The 22,398-nt window shown below is 71.3% G+C and carries 22 protein-coding genes; 13 read left to right on the forward strand and 9 right to left on the reverse strand.

Going from position 1 to position 22,398, the window contains the following annotated elements:
* The first annotated feature begins 15 nt into the window (after positions 1–15).
* From ABZX10_RS14265 to ABZX10_RS14300, 8 genes are all read left to right on the forward strand, one after another.
* On the forward strand, positions 16–1,122 hold the full coding sequence (locus ABZX10_RS14265; RefSeq protein WP_355540617.1) for a hypothetical protein: 1,107 nt from the start codon (positions 16–18) through the stop codon (positions 1,120–1,122).
* Complete coding sequence (locus tag ABZX10_RS14270; protein ID WP_355540620.1) at positions 1,119–2,489, forward strand: replication-associated recombination protein A; 1,371 nt, start codon at positions 1,119–1,121, stop codon at positions 2,487–2,489. Before ABZX10_RS14265 ends, ABZX10_RS14270 begins: the two co-directional genes overlap by 4 nt.
* A gap of 43 nt (positions 2,490–2,532) precedes the next feature.
* Positions 2,533–5,205: an alanine--tRNA ligase gene (alaS, locus tag ABZX10_RS14275; protein WP_355540623.1), complete on the forward strand. Its 2,673-nt coding sequence runs from the start codon at positions 2,533–2,535 to the stop codon at positions 5,203–5,205.
* Between the two features lie 89 nt (positions 5,206–5,294).
* A complete protein-coding gene (gene ruvX, locus ABZX10_RS14280; protein ID WP_355540626.1) occupies positions 5,295–5,738 on the forward strand; it encodes a Holliday junction resolvase RuvX in 444 nt (147 codons plus the stop codon).
* A complete protein-coding gene (locus tag ABZX10_RS14285) occupies positions 5,735–6,991 on the forward strand; it encodes an endolytic transglycosylase MltG (protein WP_355540629.1) in 1,257 nt (418 codons plus the stop codon). The genes ruvX and ABZX10_RS14285 overlap by 4 nt, the downstream gene beginning before the upstream one ends.
* On the forward strand, positions 6,988–7,809 hold the full coding sequence (locus ABZX10_RS14290; RefSeq protein ID WP_355540632.1) for a shikimate dehydrogenase: 822 nt from the start codon (positions 6,988–6,990) through the stop codon (positions 7,807–7,809). Before ABZX10_RS14285 ends, ABZX10_RS14290 begins: the two co-directional genes overlap by 4 nt.
* Entirely contained in the window at positions 7,806–8,216 is a 411-nt protein-coding gene (locus tag ABZX10_RS14295) for a thioesterase family protein (protein WP_355540635.1), read from the forward strand. Before ABZX10_RS14290 ends, ABZX10_RS14295 begins: the two co-directional genes overlap by 4 nt.
* 12 nt (positions 8,217–8,228) lie before the next feature.
* Positions 8,229–8,681, forward strand: a complete 453-nt coding sequence (locus tag ABZX10_RS14300) for an A24 family peptidase (RefSeq protein ID WP_355540638.1) — start codon at positions 8,229–8,231, stop codon at positions 8,679–8,681.
* Between the two features lie 33 nt (positions 8,682–8,714).
* Here ABZX10_RS14300 and ABZX10_RS14305 read toward each other — a convergent pair whose 3' ends face one another.
* The gene (locus ABZX10_RS14305) at positions 8,715–9,596 is read right to left on the reverse strand and encodes a hypothetical protein (protein ID WP_355540641.1); all 882 of its coding nucleotides are present in this window, start codon (positions 9,594–9,596) and stop codon (positions 8,715–8,717) included.
* A gap of 109 nt (positions 9,597–9,705) precedes the next feature.
* Here ABZX10_RS14305 and ABZX10_RS14310 point away from each other — a divergent pair, with 109 nt between their 5' ends.
* The 4 genes from ABZX10_RS14310 to ABZX10_RS14325 are packed head-to-tail and all read left to right on the forward strand — an operon-like array spanning position 9,706 to position 14,831.
* Positions 9,706–10,800: an LLM class flavin-dependent oxidoreductase gene (locus ABZX10_RS14310; RefSeq protein WP_355540644.1), complete on the forward strand. Its 1,095-nt coding sequence runs from the start codon at positions 9,706–9,708 to the stop codon at positions 10,798–10,800.
* Positions 10,800–11,828 carry an MsnO8 family LLM class oxidoreductase gene (locus tag ABZX10_RS14315; RefSeq protein ID WP_355540647.1) on the forward strand — a complete coding sequence of 343 codons (1,029 nt, stop codon included), beginning with the start codon at positions 10,800–10,802 and terminating at the stop codon, positions 11,826–11,828. Before ABZX10_RS14310 ends, ABZX10_RS14315 begins: the two co-directional genes overlap by 1 nt.
* Complete coding sequence (locus tag ABZX10_RS14320; protein WP_355540650.1) at positions 11,825–13,165, forward strand: NtaA/DmoA family FMN-dependent monooxygenase; 1,341 nt, start codon at positions 11,825–11,827, stop codon at positions 13,163–13,165. Before ABZX10_RS14315 ends, ABZX10_RS14320 begins: the two co-directional genes overlap by 4 nt.
* A 52-nt stretch (positions 13,166–13,217) precedes the next feature.
* On the forward strand, positions 13,218–14,831 hold the full coding sequence (locus tag ABZX10_RS14325; RefSeq protein ID WP_355540653.1) for an AMP-binding protein: 1,614 nt from the start codon (positions 13,218–13,220) through the stop codon (positions 14,829–14,831).
* A 9-nt stretch (positions 14,832–14,840) separates the two neighbouring features.
* Here the strand turns inward: ABZX10_RS14325 and ABZX10_RS14330 are convergent, their stop codons facing one another.
* The 6 genes from ABZX10_RS14330 to ABZX10_RS14355 are packed head-to-tail and all read right to left on the reverse strand — an operon-like array spanning position 14,841 to position 20,426.
* Positions 14,841–15,851 carry an LLM class flavin-dependent oxidoreductase gene (locus ABZX10_RS14330; protein ID WP_355540656.1) on the reverse strand — a complete coding sequence of 337 codons (1,011 nt, stop codon included), beginning with the start codon at positions 15,849–15,851 and terminating at the stop codon, positions 14,841–14,843.
* Between the two features lie 3 nt (positions 15,852–15,854).
* Positions 15,855–16,772 (reverse strand): ABC transporter substrate-binding protein, encoded by a 918-nt coding sequence (locus ABZX10_RS14335; RefSeq protein ID WP_355540659.1) that lies wholly within the window; start codon positions 16,770–16,772, stop codon positions 15,855–15,857.
* Between the two features lie 46 nt (positions 16,773–16,818).
* Positions 16,819–17,589 carry an amino acid ABC transporter ATP-binding protein gene (locus ABZX10_RS14340; protein WP_355540662.1) on the reverse strand — a complete coding sequence of 257 codons (771 nt, stop codon included), beginning with the start codon at positions 17,587–17,589 and terminating at the stop codon, positions 16,819–16,821.
* Positions 17,586–18,590, reverse strand: a complete 1,005-nt coding sequence (locus ABZX10_RS14345) for an amino acid ABC transporter permease (RefSeq protein WP_355540665.1) — start codon at positions 18,588–18,590, stop codon at positions 17,586–17,588. The genes ABZX10_RS14340 and ABZX10_RS14345 overlap by 4 nt, the downstream gene beginning before the upstream one ends.
* Positions 18,591–18,632: 42 nt before the next feature.
* A complete protein-coding gene (locus ABZX10_RS14350; protein WP_355540668.1) occupies positions 18,633–19,313 on the reverse strand; it encodes a response regulator transcription factor in 681 nt (226 codons plus the stop codon).
* Positions 19,314–20,426: a histidine kinase gene (locus tag ABZX10_RS14355; RefSeq protein WP_355540671.1), complete on the reverse strand. Its 1,113-nt coding sequence runs from the start codon at positions 20,424–20,426 to the stop codon at positions 19,314–19,316.
* A gap of 76 nt (positions 20,427–20,502) precedes the next feature.
* Between ABZX10_RS14355 and ilvA the strand changes: the two genes are divergently transcribed.
* Positions 20,503–21,825, forward strand: a complete 1,323-nt coding sequence (gene ilvA, locus ABZX10_RS14360; RefSeq protein WP_355540674.1) for a threonine ammonia-lyase IlvA — start codon at positions 20,503–20,505, stop codon at positions 21,823–21,825.
* 18 nt (positions 21,826–21,843) lie between these two features.
* On the opposite strand, the gene ABZX10_RS14365 is transcribed toward ilvA, so the two are convergent.
* Both ABZX10_RS14365 and ABZX10_RS14370 read right to left on the reverse strand, forming a co-directional pair.
* The gene (locus ABZX10_RS14365) at positions 21,844–22,104 is read right to left on the reverse strand and encodes a Txe/YoeB family addiction module toxin (RefSeq protein WP_355540677.1); all 261 of its coding nucleotides are present in this window, start codon (positions 22,102–22,104) and stop codon (positions 21,844–21,846) included.
* On the reverse strand, positions 22,101–22,358 hold the full coding sequence (locus tag ABZX10_RS14370; RefSeq protein WP_168544153.1) for a type II toxin-antitoxin system prevent-host-death family antitoxin: 258 nt from the start codon (positions 22,356–22,358) through the stop codon (positions 22,101–22,103). Before ABZX10_RS14370 ends, ABZX10_RS14365 begins: the two co-directional genes overlap by 4 nt.
* Between the last annotated feature and the right edge of the window lie 40 nt (positions 22,359–22,398).

The following is a 22,398-nucleotide window of genomic DNA, read 5'->3' on the forward strand; positions in this document are numbered from 1 at the left end:
GGTAGGTTGGAGGTGATGGTTGCCGCGCTGGGGTACGAGACGACGGGGGCGGCCCTCACCGCGGTGGAGGGTCTGCTGGGACGTCGGGTCGGCGCACCCGTCGAACTGGGCGAACCGGAGGATCTGGGCGGTTCGGGCCGCACGCTCGTGATGCGCGTGCGGGTCCTGCACAACAACCCGCTGTTGCCGCGCACCGTCGTGATCAAGCAGCTCCGGGCCCCCGATCACTCGGACGCCGATCATTCCGAGGCCTTCGCCCGGGAGGGCGCCGCCTACAAGTTCGCGACGGCGCTGCCGGTCGACGCGCGTCCGGGCCCGCAGCTGCTCGCCTCGGACCCCGACGCGAAGATCCTCGTGCTCCAGGATCTCGGTGAGGGCGAGACGATGGCGGACCGGTTGCGCCGCACCCCGTCGTCCGGCGCGGCGACGGTGCTCTCCGCGTGGGCCCAGGCGCTCGGGCGCATGCACGCTGGTACCTACGGCCGCGAGCGCGACCTGTCCGTACTGGCGCGTCGCGAGCACACGGATTCCCGCAACGACCCGGTCGCGGGGGAGGCGGCGAGGGCCGCGCTCGCGGTGCCGCGCGCCATCGGCGGGATCGACGACGGTGCCCGATCGGTCCTGGACGCCGCGGTCGCGATGTTCACCGAGGGCCCCTTCCGCGCATTCAGCCCGTCCGATGTCGGTCCCGACAACACGCATGTGGTCGGCGGCGCGGTGCGCTTCCTCGACTACGAATGGGCCGGCTTCCGCGACGGCGCGCTCGACGTGGCCTACGTGCTGCTGACCTATCCCGAGTGCACCGCGGACGGCCACTCGACCGAGCACGACATCGCGATCGTCGAGGCCTGGCGGTCCGAGGTGGTGCGACTGTGGCCCCGGCTGGCCGACGACGTCGCCCTGCGCCGGCACGTGACCACCGCGAAGTTCGCCTGGCTCACGCTCGCCACCTACTGGGCGCTGGGTCTGGACTCCGCGAGCCGGATCGACGCCGGCCACCTCGACAGCCTCCCGGCCTGGTCCTACGACGATCTCGCCGCCCGCTGGGACCGGCTCGCCGCCGCCGACCCCAGGTTGCGCGCCTTCGCCGTCGCGGCCGCCGCGGAGGTCCGCGCGCTGTGACCGGCTCCCTGTTCGGCGACGACGGGGACCTCGGAGCGCCACCGGAGGCACCGTCGGCCCGCGGTCCGGTCGAGTTCGTCCCCACGCACGCGGGCACCCCCCTCGCCGTACGTCTCCGCCCCCGTGGCCTCGAGGAGGTCCTCGGCCAGGAGCACCTGCTCGGCCCCGGCACGCCGCTGCGAAGGCTGATCGACGGTGCCGGCGCCGCCAGCGTGATCCTCTACGGCCCGCCCGGCACGGGCAAGACGACCATCGCCTCGCTCATCTCCGGCGCCACGGGGCGTCGGTTCGAGGCCCTCTCCGCGCTGTCCGCGGGCGTCAAGGACGTGCGCGCGGTCATCGAGGTGGCGCGCCGCCGGCTGCTGGTCGACGAGCAGACGGTGCTGTTCATCGACGAGGTGCACCGGTTCTCCAAGGCGCAGCAGGACGCGCTGCTGGCGGCGGTGGAGAACCGGGTCGTGCTGCTCGTCGCCGCGACCACCGAGAACCCGAGTTTCTCCGTCGTCTCGCCGCTGCTCTCGCGCTCGCTCATCCTGCAGTTGCGGCCGCTGGAGCCCGAGCACATCTCCGAGCTGATCGACCGCGCGCTCACGGACCCGCGGGGCTACGGCGGAGCGCTGACCATCTCCGACGAGGCCCGGGAGCACCTGGTGCGGCTGGCCGGAGGGGATGCGCGACGCTCGCTGACGGCGCTCGAGGCCGCCGCGGACGTGGCGCTCGGCGAGCAGGTCGACGAGATCAGCCTCGAGATCGTCGAGTCGTCGATCGACACCGCGGCCGTGCGGTACGACCGCGCCGGAGACCAGCACTACGACGTCATCAGCGCCTTCATCAAGTCGATCCGCGGCTCCGATGTCGACGCGGCGTTGCATTACCTGGCGCGGATGATCTCCGCGGGGGAGGACCCGCGGTTCATCGCGCGCCGCCTCGTCGTGCACGCCTCCGAGGACATCGGCATGGCCGACCCGCAGGCCCTGCTCGTGGCCACCGCGGCGGCGCAGGCGGTCCAGTTGATCGGCATGCCGGAGGCGCGGCTCGCCCTGGCGCAGGCCACGATCCACCTGGCCACGGCCCCCAAATCCGACGGGGTGGTGTCCGCGATCGGCGCGGCCATGAGCGACATCGCCGCCGGTAAGGCGGGTGCGGTGCCGCCGCACCTGCGGGACGGCCACTACGCGGGCGCGGAGAAGCTGGGCAACGCGCAGGGGTACGTGTACCCGCACGGCGTGCCCGGCGGTGTCGCCGCGCAGCAGTACCCGCCGGACGACCTGGAGGGCGTCGACTACTACGCCCCCACCGATCACGGCTTCGAGCGGGAGATCGGCCCGCGGGTAACGCGGCTGCGCGGGATCCTGCGTCGCCGGTAAGGTTCGTAGGTCGAGTTCGAAATCTTTTACGCGAAGGATCGTTGTGCAGACCCATGAGATTCGGAAGCGGTTCACGGACCACTTCGTCAAGGCCGGACACACCCAGGTGCCGAGTGCGTCGCTGGTCCTGAACGACCCGAATCAGCTGTTCGTGATCGCCGGCATGGTGCCCTTCGTGCCGTACTTCCTGGGCCAGCAGACCCCGCCGTACGAGCGTGCCACGTCGATCCAGAAGTGCGTGCGCACTCTCGACATCGAAGAGGTGGGCATCACCACGCGCCACAACACCTTCTTCCAGATGGCCGGCAACTTCAGTTTCGGCGACTACTTCAAGCGCGACGCGATCCGCTTCGCCTGGTCGCTGCTGACGAACCCGGTCGACGAGGGCGGCTTCGGAATGGATCCCGAGCGCCTGTGGTCCACCGTCTACCTCGATGACGACGAGGCCCGTGACCTGTGGCTGGAGGTCGGCCAGGTGCCCGAGCGGATCCAGCGCCGCGGCATGAAGGACAACTACTGGTCGATGGGCATCCCCGGCCCCGCCGGTCCGTGCTCGGAGATCTTCTACGACCGCGGCCCCGAATACGGCGTCGAGGGCGGCCCGGAGGCCGACGAGGACCGCTACATCGAGATCTGGAACCTCGTCTTCATGCAGAACGAGCGGGGCCAGGGCGGCGGCAAGGAGAACTTCGAGATCCTCGGCGAGCTGCCGAAGAAGAACATCGACACCGGCATGGGCGTCGAGCGCGTCGCCTTCCTGCTGCAGGGCGTCGACAACGTCTACGACACCGACCTGCTGCGTCCCGTCATCGACCGCGCTCAGGAGCTGACCGGCCGACGGTACAACGCGGGTGACGCCGAGCACGATCGCCTCTTCCGCGTCATCGCGGACCACACCCGCACCGCGGTGATGCTCATCGAGGACGGCGTGAACCCCGGCAACGACGGCCGCGGCTACGTGCTGCGGCGTCTCCTCCGCCGCGTTGTGCGCTCGGCCCGACTCCTCGGCGCCACCGGCGAGACGATGGGCGTCTTCGTCGACACCGTGATCTCGACGATGACCCCGTCGTACCCGTCGCTGGCCGACGACGCGCAGCGGATCCGCACCGTCGCCACGGGGGAGGAGCAGGCCTTCCTCAAGACCCTCGAGCAGGGCACCACGCTGTTCGGCAACGCCGTGGATTCGACCAAGTCCTCGGGCCGGACGGTGCTCTCGGGAGACGACGCCTTCACGCTGCACGACACCTACGGCTTCCCGATCGACCTCACGCTGGAGATGGCGTCCGAGGCGGGACTGACGGTCGATGAGGAGGGCTTCCGCGCGCTCATGGCCGAGCAGCGCCAGCGCGCCAAGGACGACGCGAACTCGCGCAAGTCGGCGCTCGCCGACCTGTCGGTGTTCCGGGAGTTCGTCGACCGCGGGCCCACGGAGTTCACCGGTTTCGACGAGTTGGTCTCCGACGCGCAGGTGCTCGGCCTGATCCGCGCAGGCGTCCGCGTACCCGTCGCGCACCAGGGCGACGACATCGAGATCGTGCTGGACCGCAGCCCCCTGTACGCGGAGGCCGGCGGTCAGCTCGCCGACATCGGCACCATCACCACCGCCGCCGGCGCGCAGATCGTCGTGACCGACGTGCAGCGCGTCGCCAAGACCGTGTGGCGCCACCAGGGCACGGTCGCCACCGGCGAGGTCGCCGAGGGCGACACCGTCACCGTCGCGGTCGACCCGTCGCATCGGCACGGCAGCACCCAGGGGCACTCGGGCACGCACCTGGTGCACGCCGCGCTGCACCAGGTGCTCGGCCCCAACGCGGTGCAGGCCGGCTCGCTCAACAAGCCCGGCTACCTGCGCTTCGACTTCCGCTGGTCGGGCGGCCTGAACGAGCAGCAGCGCGCCGACATCGAGCGGGTGACCAACGAGGCCGTGCAGGCCGACTACGCGGTGCACACCCAGGTGACCGACCTGGAGACCGCGAAGAAGAGCGGAGCCATGGCGCTGTTCGGCGAGAACTACGGCGAGCGGGTGCGCGTCGTCGAGATCGGCGGGCCCTTCTCGATGGAGCTGTGCGGTGGAACGCATGTCGCCAGCTCGGGCCTCGTGGGCCCCGTCACCCTGCTCGGGGAGAGCTCCGTCGGTTCGGGCGTGCGCCGGGTCGAGGCCTACGTCGGCCTCGACTCGCAGCAGTATCTCGCGAAGGAGCACGCCCTCGTGTCCGCGCTGTCGAGCTCGCTCAAGGTGCCCTCGGAGGAGGTGCCCGCGCGCGTCGAGTCGCTGGTCACCCGGCTCAAGGACGCCGAGAAGGAACTGGAGAAGCTGCGGGCGCAGGCGGCGCTGTCCGCGCTGGCGGAACTGGCCTCGTCGCCGGAGCGGGTCGGCGCGGTCCGCCTCGTGGCCGCGAAGGCCCCGCAGGGCGTCACGGCCGGGGAGCTCCGTGGCCTGGTCACGCAGCTCAAGGGCCGCCTCGGTGCCGAGCCCGCCGTCATCGCGCTGTTCGCGGTCGACGGCGACAAGGTCCCGTTCGTGGTGGCGGCCAACGACGCCGCCCAGGACCTGGGCGTCAAGGCCGGCGACGTGGTCAAGGCCGCGGCGCCGTCGGTCGGCGGCCGCGGCGGCGGCAAGGCCGACATGGCACAGGGCGCGGGTTCGGACGCCTCCGGGGTCGACGGTGCCCTCACCGCGGTCCGGGCCGAGGTCGCGCGGACGGTCGGCGCCTGACGGTGAGCGGCACGCAGCCCGCAGGGAATGACCGGGCGTGCGCGGGGGCGGAGCCCCCGCGGGGGTGGGAACGAGGCCGTCGGCTCGCGTTGGACGTGGGGAAGGCCCGCATCGGCGTGGCGGTCTCCGATCCCGACGGGATCCTCGCCACGCCGGTGGAGACGGTCCGCACCGCGAAGGACGGCTCCGACCTGCGGCGGATCGCACAGCTCGTGGCGGACTACGAGCCGATCGAGATCGTCGTCGGGATGCCGCGCACCCTGCGCGGCGAGCGTGGGGCCTCCGCGAAGATGGCGGAGGGTTTCGCACGACGGCTCGCCGGGGTGCTGCGTACCTCACAGGCAACGCCGCCACGGGTATGTTTCTCTGACGAGCGCTTCACCACTGTGACCGCGCAGCGGGCGCTGCGCGAGAACGGCGTGCGGGCGAAGGAGCAGCGAGCGGTGATCGATCAGGCCGCCGCGGTGGCCATCCTGCAGGGATGGCTCGACGAGCAGAGGCCGGTGCCCGGCCCCGAGGAGGTCGACGAGTGAGCGACGGGTGGAACAGGCACCGCGCGGAACCGGTTGCGGTCGGCGAGCAGCGGACCACCCGGGCGGACCGCCGCAGGGCCGCGCGACAGGCGCAGGTGAAGCGCCGCCGCCGGATCGCGCTGCTCTCTATCCTGATGGTCTTCCTCGTCGCGGTCGGCGCGGTGCTGTGGACGGTACGCGGCTCGTTGTTCGGGGGCGCGGCCGCTCCCGAGGACTTCGCGTCGGGCCAGTCGGGTCCCGAGGTCGTCGTGCACATCACCGGTGAGAACAACTCGGACTTCGCGCAGAACCTCGTGGACGCCGGGGTGGTCAAGTCGGTCGGCGCGTTCAACCGCGCCGCGGGCGACAAGCCGATCTCCGCGGGCTACTACGAGCTCCGCAAGACCCTGCCCGCGTCCGAGGTCGTCACCATGCTGGTGGACCCGGCGCGGACGCACCGGGTCGGCATGCTCAACGTCTCTCCTGGCGCGGTCCTCGACGACAAGCGCAACAAGGACAACAAGGTCGCGCCGGGGATCTTCAGCCAGCTGTCCGCGGCCACGGCCCATACGGACGGCGGCGTGAAGAAGCAGACGGCCAAGGCCGATTTCGTCAAGGTGGCCTCCACGGCGAGCGTCGCCGATCTCGGCGTTCCCGAGTGGGCCGCCGCCACCGTGAACCGGCTCAAGGGCGATCACCGCCGCATCGAGGGTCTCATCGCGCCGGGTGTGTGGGATCAGATCGACCCGTCCGGCACGCCCGTGGCGATCCTTAAGGACCTCATCACGGCGTCGGCGAAGCAGTACGAGGCGCAGGGCCTGCTCGACGCGAGCCGCACGTCCGCGGCGAAGCTCGCGCCGTACCAGGTGCTGGTGTCCGCGTCCATCGTCGAGCGCGAGGTGAACCAGGCCGACGACTACCCGAAGGTCGCGCGGGTGATCCTCAACCGGCTCGCGAAGAACCAGAAGCTCGAGATGGATTCGACCGTCAACTACACCGAGGCCGTGACCGGTATCGACGTGGTGGGCGAGCAGTTGCTCAAGAAGACCGAGTGGAACACCTACGCCAAGACGGGGCTGCCCGCGACGCCGATCGGCGCGGTGGGGATCCCGGCACTGGTGGCGACGGAGAACCCCGCACCGGGACCGTGGCTGTACTTCGTCACCGTCGACAGCCAGGGCACCACCCTGTTCACCGACGACTTCGCGCAGCACGAGCGCAACCGGCAGAGGGCCTGCGACACCAAGTTCCTCACGGTCGGCTGCACCAAGTGACCGGTCCGCGCCGCGCCGCGGTTCTCGGCAAGCCCATCGCGCATTCGCTCTCGCCGGCGCTGCACAACGCCGCGTTCCGGGCGCTGGGTCTCGACTGGACCTATGGGCGCATCGAGTGCGATGCGGAGGCGCTGCCGGGCCTGGTCGGTTCCCTGGGCCCCGAGTGGGTGGGCCTGTCCGTCACGATGCCCGGGAAGTTCGCGGCCCTGGCGTTCGCCGACGAGCGTACGGAACGCGCGGTCACCGTCGGGTCCGCGAACACGTTGGTGCGCACCGAGGACGGGTGGCTGGCCGACTGCACGGACGTCGACGGGGCCATCGGCCTGCTGGACGAGTGCGGCGCGGCGGGCGAGTCGGCCGTCGTCGTGGGCGCGGGCGGCACGGCCCGCCCGGTGTTCGCCGCGCTCGCCGACCGCGGCTTCCGGAGGGCGACGGTGCTGGCCCGCTCGGAGTCGCGGGCGCAGGACGCCCTGTTGTGCGCCGCGTCCTTCGGGCTCACCGCGTCGTGGGCGCGGCTCGCGGCGGAGTCCGTGCCGACGGCGGACGTCGTGGTGTCGACGGTGCCGGGGTCGGCCCAGTCCGGCGACTTCCCGCTGGTGGACGCGCTGTCGTCGGCCGCGCCCGCCGTGGCGGATGTCGCCTACGATCCGTGGCCCACGCTGCTCGTGGCGGCGGCCGAGTCGAAGGGCGCCCGGACAGCGGGCGGCCTGACGATGCTGCTCGCGCAGGCGTACCGCCAGGCCGAGTGGTTCACGGGCCGGCGAGCGCCGCGCGCAGCGATGGCCGCGGCGCTGGCCGCGACGAGGGAGGCACGATGACCGACTTCCACTACCGCTTCCGGCCGCGGTACTACGAGATCGACCGCCAGGGTGTCATGTTCAACATGTGGTACCTGGGTTACGTCGACGCGGCGGTCGGCGAGCTCTACGCCGACCGAGGAATGTCCTATGCGTCGTTGCTGGACGCCGGGTTCGACACCCAGGTCGTGCACGTGGAGCTGGACTACGCCGCGGGCCTGACCGACGACCGCGATGTCGAGCTGGTCCTGCGGACCGGGCGGATCGGGAACAGGAGCTTCACCCTCGAGTTCGTGTTCCGCACGGACCTCGACGCGGAGGTCCCCACCGACGCCGTCTCCGGCCGGGGCGTGCACGCGGTGATCGCGGCCGACGGGTCGGGATCGGTCCCGGTCCCCGATCTGCTGCGGAACGTGCTCCTGTCCTGACACACTCCCGGTGTGGAGTGGGGGCTCTTCGGGGGATTCGCCGTGGCGCTGTTCGTCGCGTGGTCGGTCGCGCTGTGCCGGTTCGACGTGCACGAGCGGCGCCTGCCGAACGTCCTGACGCTGCCCGCCGCGTCGCTGGCACTCGCCGTCGCCCTCTGGCAGGCGTTCGACGGTGCGCCCTCCGCGCTCCTCGGCGCGGCGCTCTGGACCGTGGTGAACGGCGCGGCCTTCCTCGCCCGCGGCATGGGCGCGGGCGATGTGAAGCTGGCGCCGACACTGGGCGCCGTCGTCGGGGGCACGGCCGGGGTGCCGGGCGTTCTCGTCGCCGTCCTCGCCGCGCAGGCGATCACCGTGGTGTGGGCGCTGGTCGCTCGCGGTCGGACGGTGCCGCACGGTCCGGCGATGATCGGTGCCGCGTGGTGCGTGGTGGTCCTCCCGCTCGCTGTCGGGCTCGGCCCCGCGTGAGGTCCGGCGCGAACGAGTCCGGGGCCGAGCGGGTCACGGACCCGGGGGAATCACCTTCCTGGCGAGCGCGGCGCCGATCCCGACACGGGGACGCCACGGCAGGGAGTCGTCGGGATCCCATGCGTACGACGGGACGCCCGCGCTGATGAGGGACCGCAGTTCGGGGATCATGAGCTCGTCCGCTGACCAGTCGTACAACGCGTCGAGTCGGGGGCCGACGAAGCCGACGTCGAGGAGCCTGCCGAAGCCGTGCTCGGCGTCCGTGTAGTCGCGGAGCTCGCCCCGGAGCGGGTAGGTCGCGGGGAGCACGCGTCGCAACGATAGGAAGATGCCGGTCATCCCGACCCGCGGATCGCCCAGCAGCGGAGCGAGCGGAGCGAACCACCCCAGGGCGAACCGCGGTGCGGCGACGAGCGCGTGCGCGTACAGCACGCGAGTGAGCACGAGGTTGAGGAAGAATCGCTCGATCGAATTCTCGTCCGCGGCGAGTTCCCGGTGGTCGAGGTACGCCGACACGATCGATGCGTTGTGCGCACGGTACCAGTTCCGGGAGGTCGGACGGGCGACGAACTCCACGCACAGCTCGACTGCCGGGCTCGACGGTGCGCCGCCCATGCCGGAGGCCAGAGCGCCGGCCTCCGCCGTATCCCGCAGGTGGCTCAGATTCACCGCCCGCCACCACGGACTGCCGCCGGACCCGTCGACGGTCGGCGCCAGGAGGCCCCGTCGAATCTGCCAACGCATGAACGCCGTTACTGCCCGTACGTACCGCAGTCGGGCATCCGTGAGCCCCGGCACGGTCCGCTCGTACAGTGCCGTCATCAGGGCCAGACGCGCTGCGGGAGAGTCGCGGACCGCATCGACGCGTGCGGCGGCCCAGTCGGCCGCCACAGCCGTTGGATCGGCGTCGCCCACGGACCGAGGCTACCGCCGCCCGGGCGGGGCCGAGCGCGGTTCGATTCCCTTCGATCCACGCTGAGCGCAAGGGGTCACAGGCGAATCGCCGCGGCCTACCGTCGAATCCGTGACCGTAACCACCTCTCGCCCTGTCCTCGGGATCGCCCTGGAGCCGTTCGGCTGGCATCCCGCAGCGTTCGCGGAGGTCGGCGCGGATCCACTGGAGGCCACCTCCGCGGAGCACTGGGTTGGGCTGGCCCGCTCCGCGGAGGTGGCCGCCGCCGACCTCGTCACCTTCGAGGACTCGTTCACGCTGACCGCCCGCGACCGACTGAGCGGCCGGTTCGACGCGACGCTGCTGGCGGCGCGGCTCGCGCCGTCGGTGCCGCGGATCGGGCTGGTGCCCACCGTGACCGCCACACACACCGAGCCCTTCCACGCGTCCAAGGCGATCGCGACGCTCGACTACGTGAGCGGTGCGCGCGCGGGCGTGCTCCCCGCCACCACGGGCGCCGCCGCCGACGCGGCACTCTTCGGCCGGAAGAACCCCCAAGCACCGGCGTCCCGCGCCGAGGAGGCCCGCGAGTACGTCGAGGTGCTGCGCGACCTCTGGGACAGCTGGGAGGACGACGCGATCATCAAGGACCGTGCCACCGGCCGCTTCATCGACCGGGACCGCCTGCACTACATCGATTTCCAGGGGGAGCACTTCTCGGTGAAAGGCCCGTCGATCACACCGCGACCACCGCAGGGGAGCCCGCCGGTGATCGTCCGGGTCACCGGCATCGAGAGCGAGGCGGTCGCCGCCCGCGCGGACGTGGCGATCGTGCCCGCCGCGACCGATGATGCCCTCGTGGAGACGGCGTCCCGGCTCCGCTCCGCAGGGGTGCCCCGCCTCCTCGTCGACGTCACCGTCCACCTCGCCGATTCCGAACGGACGGCGCTGCGCCGCATCGAGAAGCTGGACCGCCGCGAGCCGGCGGACGACGACACCCTCGTTGTCGCCGGCACGGCGGAGTCTCTCGCCCGTACGGTCGCCCGGTGGCAGGCCCTCGGCTTCGACGGTGCCCGTCTGCGTCCCGGCGTCAACGCCGTCGACCTTCCTCGACTGCGATCCGCGTTCACCCCACTCCTGCAGGGCTCCCCGCGTACGGGCACGCTGCGCGAGATCCTCGGCCTCCGGCCGGCCGTCAACCGTTTCGCCGCCGTGAAGGGTGCCTGATGACCTCGCTGAACGTCCTCGACCTGGCGCCGATCCCCGACGGATCCACCGCCGCGGACGCGCTTCGCAACACCCTCGAACTCGCGCGCCGCGCCGAGGACTGGGGGTACGGCCGCTACTGGGTGGCCGAACACCATTTCGCCCACGTCGCGAGCGCTGCCCCGGCCGTGCTGATCGGCGAGATCCTCGCCGCTACGAGACGGATCCGCGTCGGATCGGCGGCGGTGCTCGTGGGCTTCACCACCGCGCCCGCGGTCGCCGACGCCTTCGGTGTGCTCGCGGCACTGCACCCGGGCCGCGTCGATATCGGACTGGGGCGCACCGGCCAACGACTACGCACGCCGCCGCCCGGCGCGCCGGGCCCGAATCCGGCCGTCGTGGCGGGCTACGAGACGCTGTATCACCCGCACGCGGAGCCACCCGGCTTCGCAGAGCAGGTCGACGACGTGCTCGCGCTGATCGCGGGCACGTTCACCGCCGACGGCCGCACTCTGCGCTCGCCCGTGGCCGAGGCGGCCCACGACGCGCCGGTCTGGCTGTTCGGTAGCAGCGCCGGGGAGAGCGCGCAGGTCGCAGGCGGTCGCGGTCTGCCCTTCGTCGCGAACTACCACGTCAGTCCCGCGACCACGCTCGACGCCGTCCGCGCCTACCGGGAGGCGTTCCGCCCGTCCGAGCGGCTGGCGGCGCCCCGCGTCGTCGTCAGCGCCGACGTCGTGGTGGGCGACACCGACGCGCAGGCCCGGGAACTCGCCGCGGGCTTCCCCGCGTGGGTGCATTCGATCCGATACGGTGCCGGCGCCATCGCCTACCCGCGGGACAGCGTGGCTCTCACCGATACCGAGCGGGCCGCGGTCGCCGACCGTACGGAGACGCAGTTCGTGGGCGACCCGGGACGCGTCGCCGACGGCCTGCGCGCCCTCGCCGAACGGACCGGGGCCGACGAGCTCGTCGTCACCTCGGTCACGCACGACCACGCCGCGCGCCTGCGCAGCCACGAACTCCTGGCGAAGGAATGGGGACTCCTGTGACCACCGGATACGAGGGCGTCCCGGTCCGCGAAGGCGCGCACCGCAAGCCGATCCACCTCGCAGCGCACTTCCCGGGCGTGAACCACAACACCGTCTGGTCCGATCCCGCCGCGCGGAGCCAGGTGGAGTTCGACTCGTTCGTGCACCTCGCCCGCGCCGCGGAGCGGGGGAAGTTCGACTTCTTCTTCCTCGCCGAGGGCCTGCGGCTGCGCGAGCACCTCGGGCGCATCCACGACCTCGACGTCGTCGGCCGGCCGGACACGTTCACCGTGCTCGCCGCGCTGGCCGCCGTCACCGACCGCATCGGTCTCGCCGGCACGATCAACACGACCTTCAACGAGCCCTTCGACGTGGCACGGCAGTTCGCGACGCTCGATCATCTCAGTGACGGCCGCGCCGCCTGGAACATGGTCACGAGCTCCGACGCGTTCACCGGCGAGAACTTCCGTCGCGGCGGCTTCCTGGCGCACGCCGACCGGTACCGGCGCGCCGACGAGTTCGTCACTGTCGCCCGGAGGTTCTGGGACGGTTGGGGCGGCGATCAGATCGTGCATCACGGCGCGCAGTTCGATGTCCGCGGCGCGGCTCCGCTCCCGCCGTCGCCGCAGGGGCACCCGGTCCTGTTGCAGGCCGGCGACTCCGGGGAGGGACGCGATTTCGCCGCGGCCCAGGCGGATGCGATCTTCACTCGGCACGGCTCGCTCGAGAGCGGCCGGACCTTCTACGCCGACGTCAAGCGGCGCGCCGCGGATCGCGGCCGCAATCCGGACCACCTCAAGGTCTTTCCCGGCGCGGCCGCGGTCATCGGGGCAACGGCGGACGAGGCGGCGGAGAAGGCCCGCGAGATCCGCCGCAGCCAGGTCGGCCCGCAGACCGCGCTCAACTTCCTCGAACAGGTTTGGGGGCGCGAACTCCAGTCCTTCGACCCCGACGGTCCGCTGCCCGACGTCGAGCCCGTCTTCGAGGCTCAGGCGGTGAAGGGACGGGTCCTGCACGCGGACCCGCGCGAGATCGTGGCCACCTACCGTGCGCGCGCCGAGGCGGGCGGGCTGTCGATCCGCGAGCTGGTGATCGAGCTCAATACACGGCCGCAGTTCGTGGGGACCGCGGAGCAGGTCGCGGACGAGATCGACACCTACGTCCAGGCCGACGCAGCCGACGGATTCATCCTCGTGCCGCACCTCACGCCGACCGGCCTCGACGAGTTCATCGAGCAGGTCGTTCCGCTGCTGCAGGAGCGGGGCGCATTCCGGTCCGAGTACGCGGGAACGACTCTTCGCGACCATCTCGGCCTGCCGGTCCCGGAGACCGGCGAGACGGCCCGGCGAGTCGGTTAGCGAAACGTACTTTCACCGAGCGCGCTCGCTGCGGACGGGCTACCGTGCCGCCATGAGCCGAGCGATGCGCCCAGACCTGTCCGGTGTCGACCCTCTCGCGGTCAACCTCACCCATCGGGTCTGCGTGGGTGACCTGCCCACCCGGGGTGCCCGGACCTTCGGCGATCGGATCGCGATCGTCGACGGCGAGCACACGGTCAGCTACCGGGAGCTGGAGCGCCGGTCCAACGCACTCGCCCGCGGGCTGCAGGCGCGCGGCTACGGGCGGGGTGACGCGATCGCCCTGCAGATGCAGAACCGTTGGGAGTTCGCCGTGTCGCTGTTCGCGTGCGCGAAGCTCGGGGTGGTGGCGATGCCGCTGAATCTCCTGCTCGCGCCGGGCGACGTCGCCTATCAGCTGGGGGACAGCGGTGTCCGCGCGGTCATCACCGAGGACGTCTTCGTCCCCGCGCTGACCGCCTCGCTCGGCGCCGCGGAGAACGTGGTGGAGGCGGTGTACGTGGTGCCGGGTGGCGCAGGGGCGATCCCGGCCGAGGTGGGCGGCGTACCGTCGACCTCCTTCCAGGAGGTCCTGCATCCCGACGGTTCCGTGGTCGAGACGATCGTCGAGGACCGGGACGTGCTCCACTGCCTGTACACCTCCGGCACCACGGCCCGACCGAAGGGCGTGGTCACCAGCCATGTGGCGGTGCACATCTCGGCGCTGTCCTCCGCGCTCGGCCTGGGCCTGCGGCCGGACGTGCAGCCCGTGGTCCAGCCGATCGCGCTGCCGCTCTTCCACGTCACCGCGCTCGACGCCCTCCTGATGCCGACGCTCATCACCGGCGGAACCGCCGTGCTGCTCCGGGGATTCGATCCCGAGAAGCTGGCGCGGGCCTTCGTCGATCACCGGGTCACCAACATCACCCTGCTGCCGATGATGTGGGCGGCGCTGCTGGCCCGGCCCGAACTGGACGACGTCAACACCGCGTCCCTGGTCACCGGGATGTACGCCATGGCGCCGATGCCGGCGGAGCTGCTCGCCGCCCTGCGCGCGCGATTCGCCTCCGCCGCCATCATTCTCGGATCCGGCCAGACCGAGACCACGCCCGTTTCGGAACTCCAGTGGCCCGGCCACCAGGGGCTCAAGGACGACTCCTGGGGACCCGCGACCGCCTCCACCGACGTCGCGATCATGGGTGCCGCAGGCTCCCTGCTCCCGCCCGGCGAGGTCGGCGAGATCGTCTACCGCTCACCGCAGCTCATGGAAGGCTACTGGAACAACGCCGCGGCGAACGCGGAAGCTTTCGCGCACGGCTGGTTCCACGGCGGCGACATCGGCTACCTCGACGACGAGGGCGTCGTGTTCTTCACCGACCGCGCCAAGGACATCATCAAGTCGGGCGGCGAGAACGTCTCCTCCGTGGAGGTCGAACGGGTCCTCCTGGGTCACGACTCGGTGGCCGAGGTCGCGGTCGTCGGCACCCCGCACGAGCGCTGGGGCGAGGCCGTCACGGCCTTCGTCGTCGCCGCACCGTCGGGTGAGCGGGATGTCGACGCGCTCCTCGCCCACGCCAAGAGCAACTTGGCGGGCTTCAAGGTGCCCAAGGAGATCGTTTTCGTCGACGCCCTCCCGAAGACCGCCACCGGCAAGATCCAGAAGAACCTCGTCCGCGCTCTGCGGTGAGACGCGTACCTAGGCGGCGGAGGCGAGCGCGGGGAGTAGGCCGAGCGCATCGGTGAGGATCTGCTCGTAGTCCCGCACGTCGAACTCGTAGGGCAGCTCGAGGCGGAACTCGCTGACCGCACCGGTCTCCGGCGCGAACGCGGGGTCCGAGGCGAGGCGCTCCGCGATCTCCGCGACCGGCCCGACGAGGTCCTCGGCGAACAGGGTCCGCCTGTCCCCGTGGGCGGTTCGCGTGCGCTCGTACCGCGAGCGCGCGTACGCGCGGTACCGCTCCGCGGTGGAGCGGTCGGCGCTGTCCGTCGGCACGATCACCCGACCGACGGCGACCCGCTTGCCGTCGCCTCCGGACCGCCGGAACGCGTCGATGAGCCGGGCCTGCACGGTCCCGAAGTCGTCGGAGTCGATGCCCGCCGCCGAGACGATGTTGCCGGTCAGCAGGTGCAGGCCGGCCTCGCCGGTCCACCGCGCCGAGCCGAGCGAGGTCCCGCCGTACCAGGACCGGTCCGCCAGGCCGGGGGAGTACGGCTGCAGCCGCGGCCGCTGCACGTTCCCGGGGGATTCTATCCGCGCGTCCTCGTCGCCGAGGTACGCGCCGCGCAGGTGTTCGACGGTGCGCGCCACCCGCGCGTGCCCGAATTCGTAGGTGCGCCAATCACCCTCGAAGACCACGTCGGCCAGCAGATCCGCGTGCGGCATCCCGGTGGAGAAGCCGGGCTGCAGCCTCCCGCGCGCGAGGGCGTCCGCGAGCGAGAGGTCCTCGGCCAGCCGGAACGGGTTCTCGTAGCCGATCGGGATGACCGCGGTGCCCAGCTCGATCGTCGAGGTGCGCTGTGAGGCCGCCCCGAGGAACACCGCGGCGGAGGAGATCCCGTGCTCCAAGTGGCGCTGGCGCACCCACGCGCCGCGGTAGCCCAGGCGTTCGCCGAACTCGATGAGCCGCAGCGTGTCCTCGAGCCCGGCAGCGGGATCGTCGTCGGCGTAGTTGCCCGGCGTGAGGAAGGCGAGCGATTCGATCGCCACGGCTCAGAACCCCGCGGTCGGGTTGATCTCGGACTTCGGCAGCGCCGAGGCCGGAACCTTCCACTTCTCGAACAGCTTCTGGTACTCACCGCGGGCGATGAGGGTGTTGATCGCCCGGGAGATCGCCGGGGCGATCGGCGATCCCTTCGCCGTCACGAAACCGACCACGGTGGTGGAGTACTCACCGAGGAAGGTCGTGCCGGGCACCTTGTCCACCAGGTAGCGCAGCGAGAGCGTCGGCCCGAAGTAGGCGTCCACCTTGTTGTTCTGCAGGCTGAGGATCACGGCTCCCTGGTCGTCGAGGTACTGGACCGTGTACGCGGGCTTGCCCTTCGACGTGCACTGGTCGACGCCCTTCTCCAGGATCTGCTGGAAGGTGGTGCCCGAGCCCGTGACGATCTTCTTGCCGCACAGGTCCTCGAGCGTCTTCACGCTCGTGAGCCCGGATTTCGATGCCCCCACGAAGGCCTGCCCGTCGTTGAGGTAGGTCGCGAAGTCCACCACGTCGAGGCGGGGCTTGGTGACGCCGAAGTTGCCCTGCCCCACCTGGTACCGGCCGTTCTGCACGCCGGGGATGATCGTCGAGAAGGTCCCGGTCTCCTGTTTCCACGTGACACCCAGGGCTTTCGCCACGGCGTTGCGGAGGTCGACGTCGAGGCCCACGGGGGTGCCCTCGGGGACCTCGCCCGCGTGCGGAAGGTTGTTGATGCCCGGTGAGCGGGTGAGGCCCAGCGTCAGTTCCGTGGTCCCCGCGGGGAGGAGGGCGTGGGCGGCGGGGTCGACCGCGATGCCCGACACGAGGTCCTGGGTGGGGACGGGGTACGCGGAGCTCTGGGTGGACGAGTCCGACGGTCCGCCGCACGCCGCGAGCACGGTGGCTGCGGCGAGGGCGGCGGTGGCGAAGAGGGCGCGGCTGCGCATGGGTGTCTCCTGGTACAGGGGGAATCGGATGGGTGGAGGTGCTGGATCAGCGGACCGCTGCGAGGAATTCGCGGGTGCGGGGGTGTTCGGCGGCGGCGAAGACGGTCTCGGGCCGGCCGGTCTCGACGATCCGGCCGTCGTCCATGAAGACGACGGTGTCGGCGACGTCCCGGGCGAAGCCGATCTCGTGGGTGACGACGACCAGCGTCATCCCCGACTCGGCGAGATCCCGGATCACGGCGAGGACCTCACCGACGAGCTCCGGATCGAGCGCGGAGGTGGGCTCGTCGAAGAGCACCACGTCGGGGCGCATCGCCAGGGTGCGCGCGATCGCCACACGCTGCTGCTGCCCACCGGAGAGGTGCGACGGATACGAGTGCTCCCTGCCCTCCAGACCGACGCGCGCCAACAGCTCCCTGCCGCGGCGGGCGGCCTCGTCGGCCGGTACGCCGTCGGCGAGCTGTCCTTCGGTGAGGTTCTCCAGGACGGTGAAGTGCGGGAACAGGTTGAACTGCTGGAAGACCATGCCGATGTGGCGGCGCTGGCGCGCGACGTCCCGCGGGTGGAGTTCGCGCAGTACCGTCTGGCCGCGGCGAGCGCCGCCCTCGCTGTACCCGATGAGGTCGCCGCCCACGCGGACGTAGCCGGCGTCGGGGCGCTCGAGGTGGTTGATGCAGCGCAGCAGCGTCGACTTCCCGGAGCCGGAGGGGCCCAGGATGACGACGACCTCCCCGGGAGCGACGTCGAGGTCGATATCGTGCAGCACCTCGTGGCCGCCGTAGGACTTGCGCAGGCCGCGGATCTCGATGGCGCTCATCGACGCTCACCTGCCGTGTCCGCTGGTGCCGGCACCGTCGGGTTCGTGGTGGCGCGCGGGAGTGCAGGCCGCAGGCGTGCGGCGTCGCGGAGGATCACCCGGAAAGGTCGGGCGTCCCGCCGGCCCCGGCTGAACCGCCGCTCGATGAAGTACTGGCCCACGGCGAGGACCGAGGTGATCACGACGTACCAGGTGGTCGCCACCAACAGCAGCGGCATCACCTTGAAGTTCTGGTTGTAGACCAGCTGCACCGAGTAGAGCACGTCGGTCACCGCGATCACGCTGACCAACGAGGTCGACTTGAGCAGGCCGATCAGCAGATTGCCGGAGCCGGGGATGATCGCGGGCATCGCCTGGGGCAGCACGATGCGCCGGAAGATGCGGCGCGGGCCGAGCCCGAGCGACCTGGCGGCCTCGGTCTGCCCCGGCGGCACCGAGACCAGGCCGCCGCGCACGATCTCCGCGGCGAACGCGGCCACGTCCAGCGTGAGCGCGATGATCGCGGCGACGATGCCGCTGATCAGGTGCGTGGTGTCGACGGTGACGAACTCAGGGCCGAACGGGATCCCCAACGACAGGCGTGGATACAGGGAAGCGAGCTGGAACCAGAACAACAGGAGCACGAGTGGCGGCACCGACCGCACGAGCCAGACGAAGCCGAAGGACACCGCCCGCAGCAGTGGTCCTCCCCACAGTCGCATCGCCGCCAGCCCGATGCCCAGGGCGAAACCCGCCGCGAACGTGACCGCGGTCAACCACAGGGTGAGCCACAGCCCCTTGAGGACCGCCGCCTGGGTGAAGTAGTGGGCCACGGTGGGCCATTCGAAGCGCTGGTTGGTGAGCAGAGTGTTGACCAGCATCGCGCCGAGCACCGCGACGACGGCAGCGGCCGCCCAGCGTCCGGGCCGCCGACGCGGGACGAGCCGCACCGGAAGGGATGTCGCGCCCGACTGCGCCGTGGACGACACGGCGCGTGCCGGGGGGATGATCGTTATCGCCATGATGTCCGACCGTAAGCCGGTGGCGCGCAGCGGAGAAGGGTTTCAATCGGCCTGACCGGATGCCGCGACGCCGGTCTCGAAGGCGTACCGCACGGCGTGCGCGCGGTCGCGGAGGTGCGCCTTGGCGAACAGGTTGTTGATGTGTGTCTTCACCGTCGACTCGCTCACGAACAGCCGGCCCGCGATGTCCCGGTTGGTCAGACCGTCGGCGATGAGGCGCAGCACCTCGCGTTCGCGGGGCGTCAGATCCGGAGCGGGTGCCGCCGCGCGGTCCGACGGTGCCGGACGTGCGCTCGCGCCGACCGTCGCGGAGGCCAGGAGCCGCTGCTGCACCTGGGGGTCGAGCACCGACTGCCCGGCCGCGGCCGCCGTGATCGCCGCTGCGATCTCGGCGCGTCCCGCGTTCTTCGTCAGGTATCCGCGGGCCCCCGCCTGCAGGCCGAGGAGGATGGATTCCTCGTCGTCGTAGGTGGTGAGCAGCACGACGGCGGTGTCGGGGGCCTCGGCGAGCACGCGCTCGGTGGCCCCGGCACCGTCGAGGTTCGGCATCCGGAGGTCGGTGAGGAGCACGTCCGGGCGGTGCTCGCGGACGAGCGAGACGGCCTCGACGCCATCGGCTGCGGCCCCTACGACCTCGATGCCCGTCGTGAGGTCGAGCATCGCGGCCAGCGCCTCGCGGACGGCCGCCTGGTCGTCGGCCACGACCACGCGAATGTCGGTCACTCAGAGCTCCTTCGTCGCAGCGGTGGGCAGCGGGACGGTCAGGCGCACGGTCCACCCGCCGTCGTGGTTCGGACCCGCTTGCAGCGTGCCACCGATCTCCGCCGCGCGCTCGCGCATCCCGATCAGGCCCATGCCCGAGCCGCGCACGCCGTCGGCGGGACGGCCCGTGTCGTTGACGACGGTGAGCTCCGCACCGTCGGGTATCCGGGACAGGCGGGCCCTGACGGGGGCGCCGGGAGCGTACCGTCGGGCGTTGGTGAAGGCCTCCTGAGCGACGCGCAGTACCGCACGCGCCTGGGGATCGGTCAGTTCGACCGGCTCGGTCTCGACGCTCTCCTCCGGGCCGTCCGCGAGGGCGGCGAGGGTCGCGGGCAGGTCGACGGTGTCCTCCCGCAGGGCGTGGACGGCGCCGCGGGCCTCGGTGACGCCGTCGGCGATCGCGCCGCGGGCGCGCTGAACGGCGGCGCGCGCATCGTCGGGGCGGCCGGCCTCGAGCAGGGCGTCGGCGAGTTCGAGCTGCATCCCCGCGCCGGAGAGGGTGTGGGCGAGCACGTCGTGCAGGTCACGGGCGATCCGGGCGCGTTCGGCGAGCGCGCCGCTGCGGGCCTCCGACTCCGCGGTGCGGCGGGTCTGCTCCACGAGTTGTTCCAGTGCGCGCGTTCGTTCCCGTCGCGCGCGGCCCGCGATGCCCGCCCAGACCGTGACGATCACCGACACGCCGATCCAGTAGGCGTTGAAGTCGGATTGCCCCGCGATCAGGGAGGTGGTCGTGACGCTCGCACCGGCCAGCAGGGCCAGCGGGATCGAGGCCCTGACGGGGAACTCACCGCCGGCGTAGACCGTGCCGACGTAGAGGAGAACGCCCACCGCTGCGTTCGGCTGGATTCCGAACAGGATCCCGACCGCCAGCGCCGCCACAGCCTCGATCGCCACCCGAGCGGTCAGGCCGAGACGGTCGTCGGGGACGAAGCGGACGAGCGTGGCGATCACCACCACCGCGAAGAGGACGATCGTCCAGGGCGGGTCGCGGTGGAAGTCCACTGTCACGGCGGAGGCCGCCACGCCCGCGAGCGCGATCATGATCGCGATCCGCATCCGGTAGCCGTCCAGCACCTGGCCATACTGGCACGGAAAAGCGCGGGACGCCCCGGACCCGCCCCGTCGCGGGGCGAGTGGGAAAATATCCCGCATGTCTACGTCATCGATGTCCAGTGCCGCCGCCGACCTGACGGTGCACTCGATCATCGATGCCCGCGCGCGGCTCGCGGGGGTGGTCTCGATGAGCCCGCTGCAGCCCTGCGAGCGGCTGTCCGCGCTGACCGGAGCGAAGGTCTACCTCAAGCGCGAGGACTTGCAGGTGGTCCGCTCGTACAAGATCCGGGGTGCGTACAACCTCATGGCGCAGCTGACCGACGCCGAGAAGGCCGCCGGTGTGGTCGCGGCGTCGGCCGGCAATCACGCCCAGGGCGTCGCGTTCGCGTGCCGGGCCATGGAGGTGCACGGCCGGATCTACGTCCCGACGACCACGCCGAAGCAGAAGCGCGACCGGATCCGCGCGCACGGCGGACGCTACGTCGAGCTGATCGCCACCGGCGAGACCTACGACGCCGCCGCGGCTGCTGCGCTGGAGGACGTCGCTGCCACGGGCGCGACCTGGGTGCACGCCTTCGACGACCCCCGCACCACGGCAGGTCAGGGCACGATCGGCGTCGAGCTGGTCGAGCAGCTCGGCGGTGTCGTCCCCGACGTGACAGTGATGCCCGTCGGCGGCGCCGGCTGCTTCGCGGGCGTCACCCGCTACCTGCGCTCGCAGTCCTCGTCCGCCACGATCGTCGGCGCGGAGCCCGCGGGCGCACCGTCGCTGGCCCGGGCGATCGAGGCCGGGGGCCCCGTCGACCTGCCCACCATCGACCCGTTCGTCGACGGTGCCGCCGTCAAGAAGATCGGCCGGATCGGCTACGACGTCGCGGTGTCCGAGGGCGGCGCCGTCTGGCCCGCGCACGAGATCCGCGATGTCTCGGCGGGGGAACTCGGCATCATCGAGGTGGACGAGGGCGCCATCTGCACCGCGATGCTGGACCTGTACCAGAACGAGGGCGTCATCGCCGAGCCCGCTGGCGCGCTGTCGGTGGCGGCGCTGGCCCAGCTACGGTTCGAACCCGGCTCGACGGTGGTGTGCCTCCTGTCCGGCGGCAACAACGACGTCTCGCGGTACAACGAGGTGATCGAGCGGTCGCTGGTGCACAAGGGCCTCAAGCACTACTTCCTCGTGGCCTTCCCGCAGGAGCCGGGCGCGCTGCGTCGGTTCCTCGACGAGGTGCTCGGTCCGGACGACGACATCACCCTGTTCGAGTACGTCAAGCGCAACAACCGCGACACCGGCGAGGCGCTCGTGGGTGTGGAGTTGGGGCGCGCCGCCGACCTCGGGGCGCTGCTGGAGCGGATGAACGACTCGCGGCTGCACTGCGAGCGGCTCGAGCCCGGGTCGCCGGCGTATCGCTACCTGACGTAGTCGAGCGGTCGGCAGGAGTCACCGTCGGTAGTGGTAGCGACACGCGGCGATGCGGACGTCGTCGTCGACGACCTTGTAGACGAGCCGGTGTTCGTCGGTGATTCGGCGTGACCAGTAGCCCTGGAATCCGTGCTTGAGGGGCTCCGGCTTTCCGATGCCCTCGTTCCCGTTTCGCTCGATGTCCTTGATCAGCGTGTTGATCCGCTTGAGGACCTTCCGATCCTCGGTCTGCCATCGGACGTAGTCGTCCCACGCGTACGGATCCCAGATCAGGCTCATTCGTCCTCGAGGAGTGCGTGAATCCCTCCGTCACCGGATTCCAGACGCTCGATGGCAGTGAGGAGCCGGCGGGCGTTCTCGGGGCTTCGCAGGAGGTACGCGGTTTCCTTGAGTGACTGGTACTCGTCCAGCGAGACGATGACCACGGGCTCATGCCCTGCGCGGGTGATCACGACCTCCTCGCGGTCGTCGACCACGGCATCGAGAGTCTCTGCGTAGTGCTTCCGCGACTCCGAGTAGCTCATCGTCTTCATCTCGACCTCCCATCGACGTACGCAATATTGTACGTCCTCT

The organism is Tsukamurella sp. NPDC003166, from assembly GCF_040611135.1.
Classification (GTDB): domain Bacteria; phylum Actinomycetota; class Actinomycetes; order Mycobacteriales; family Mycobacteriaceae; genus Tsukamurella.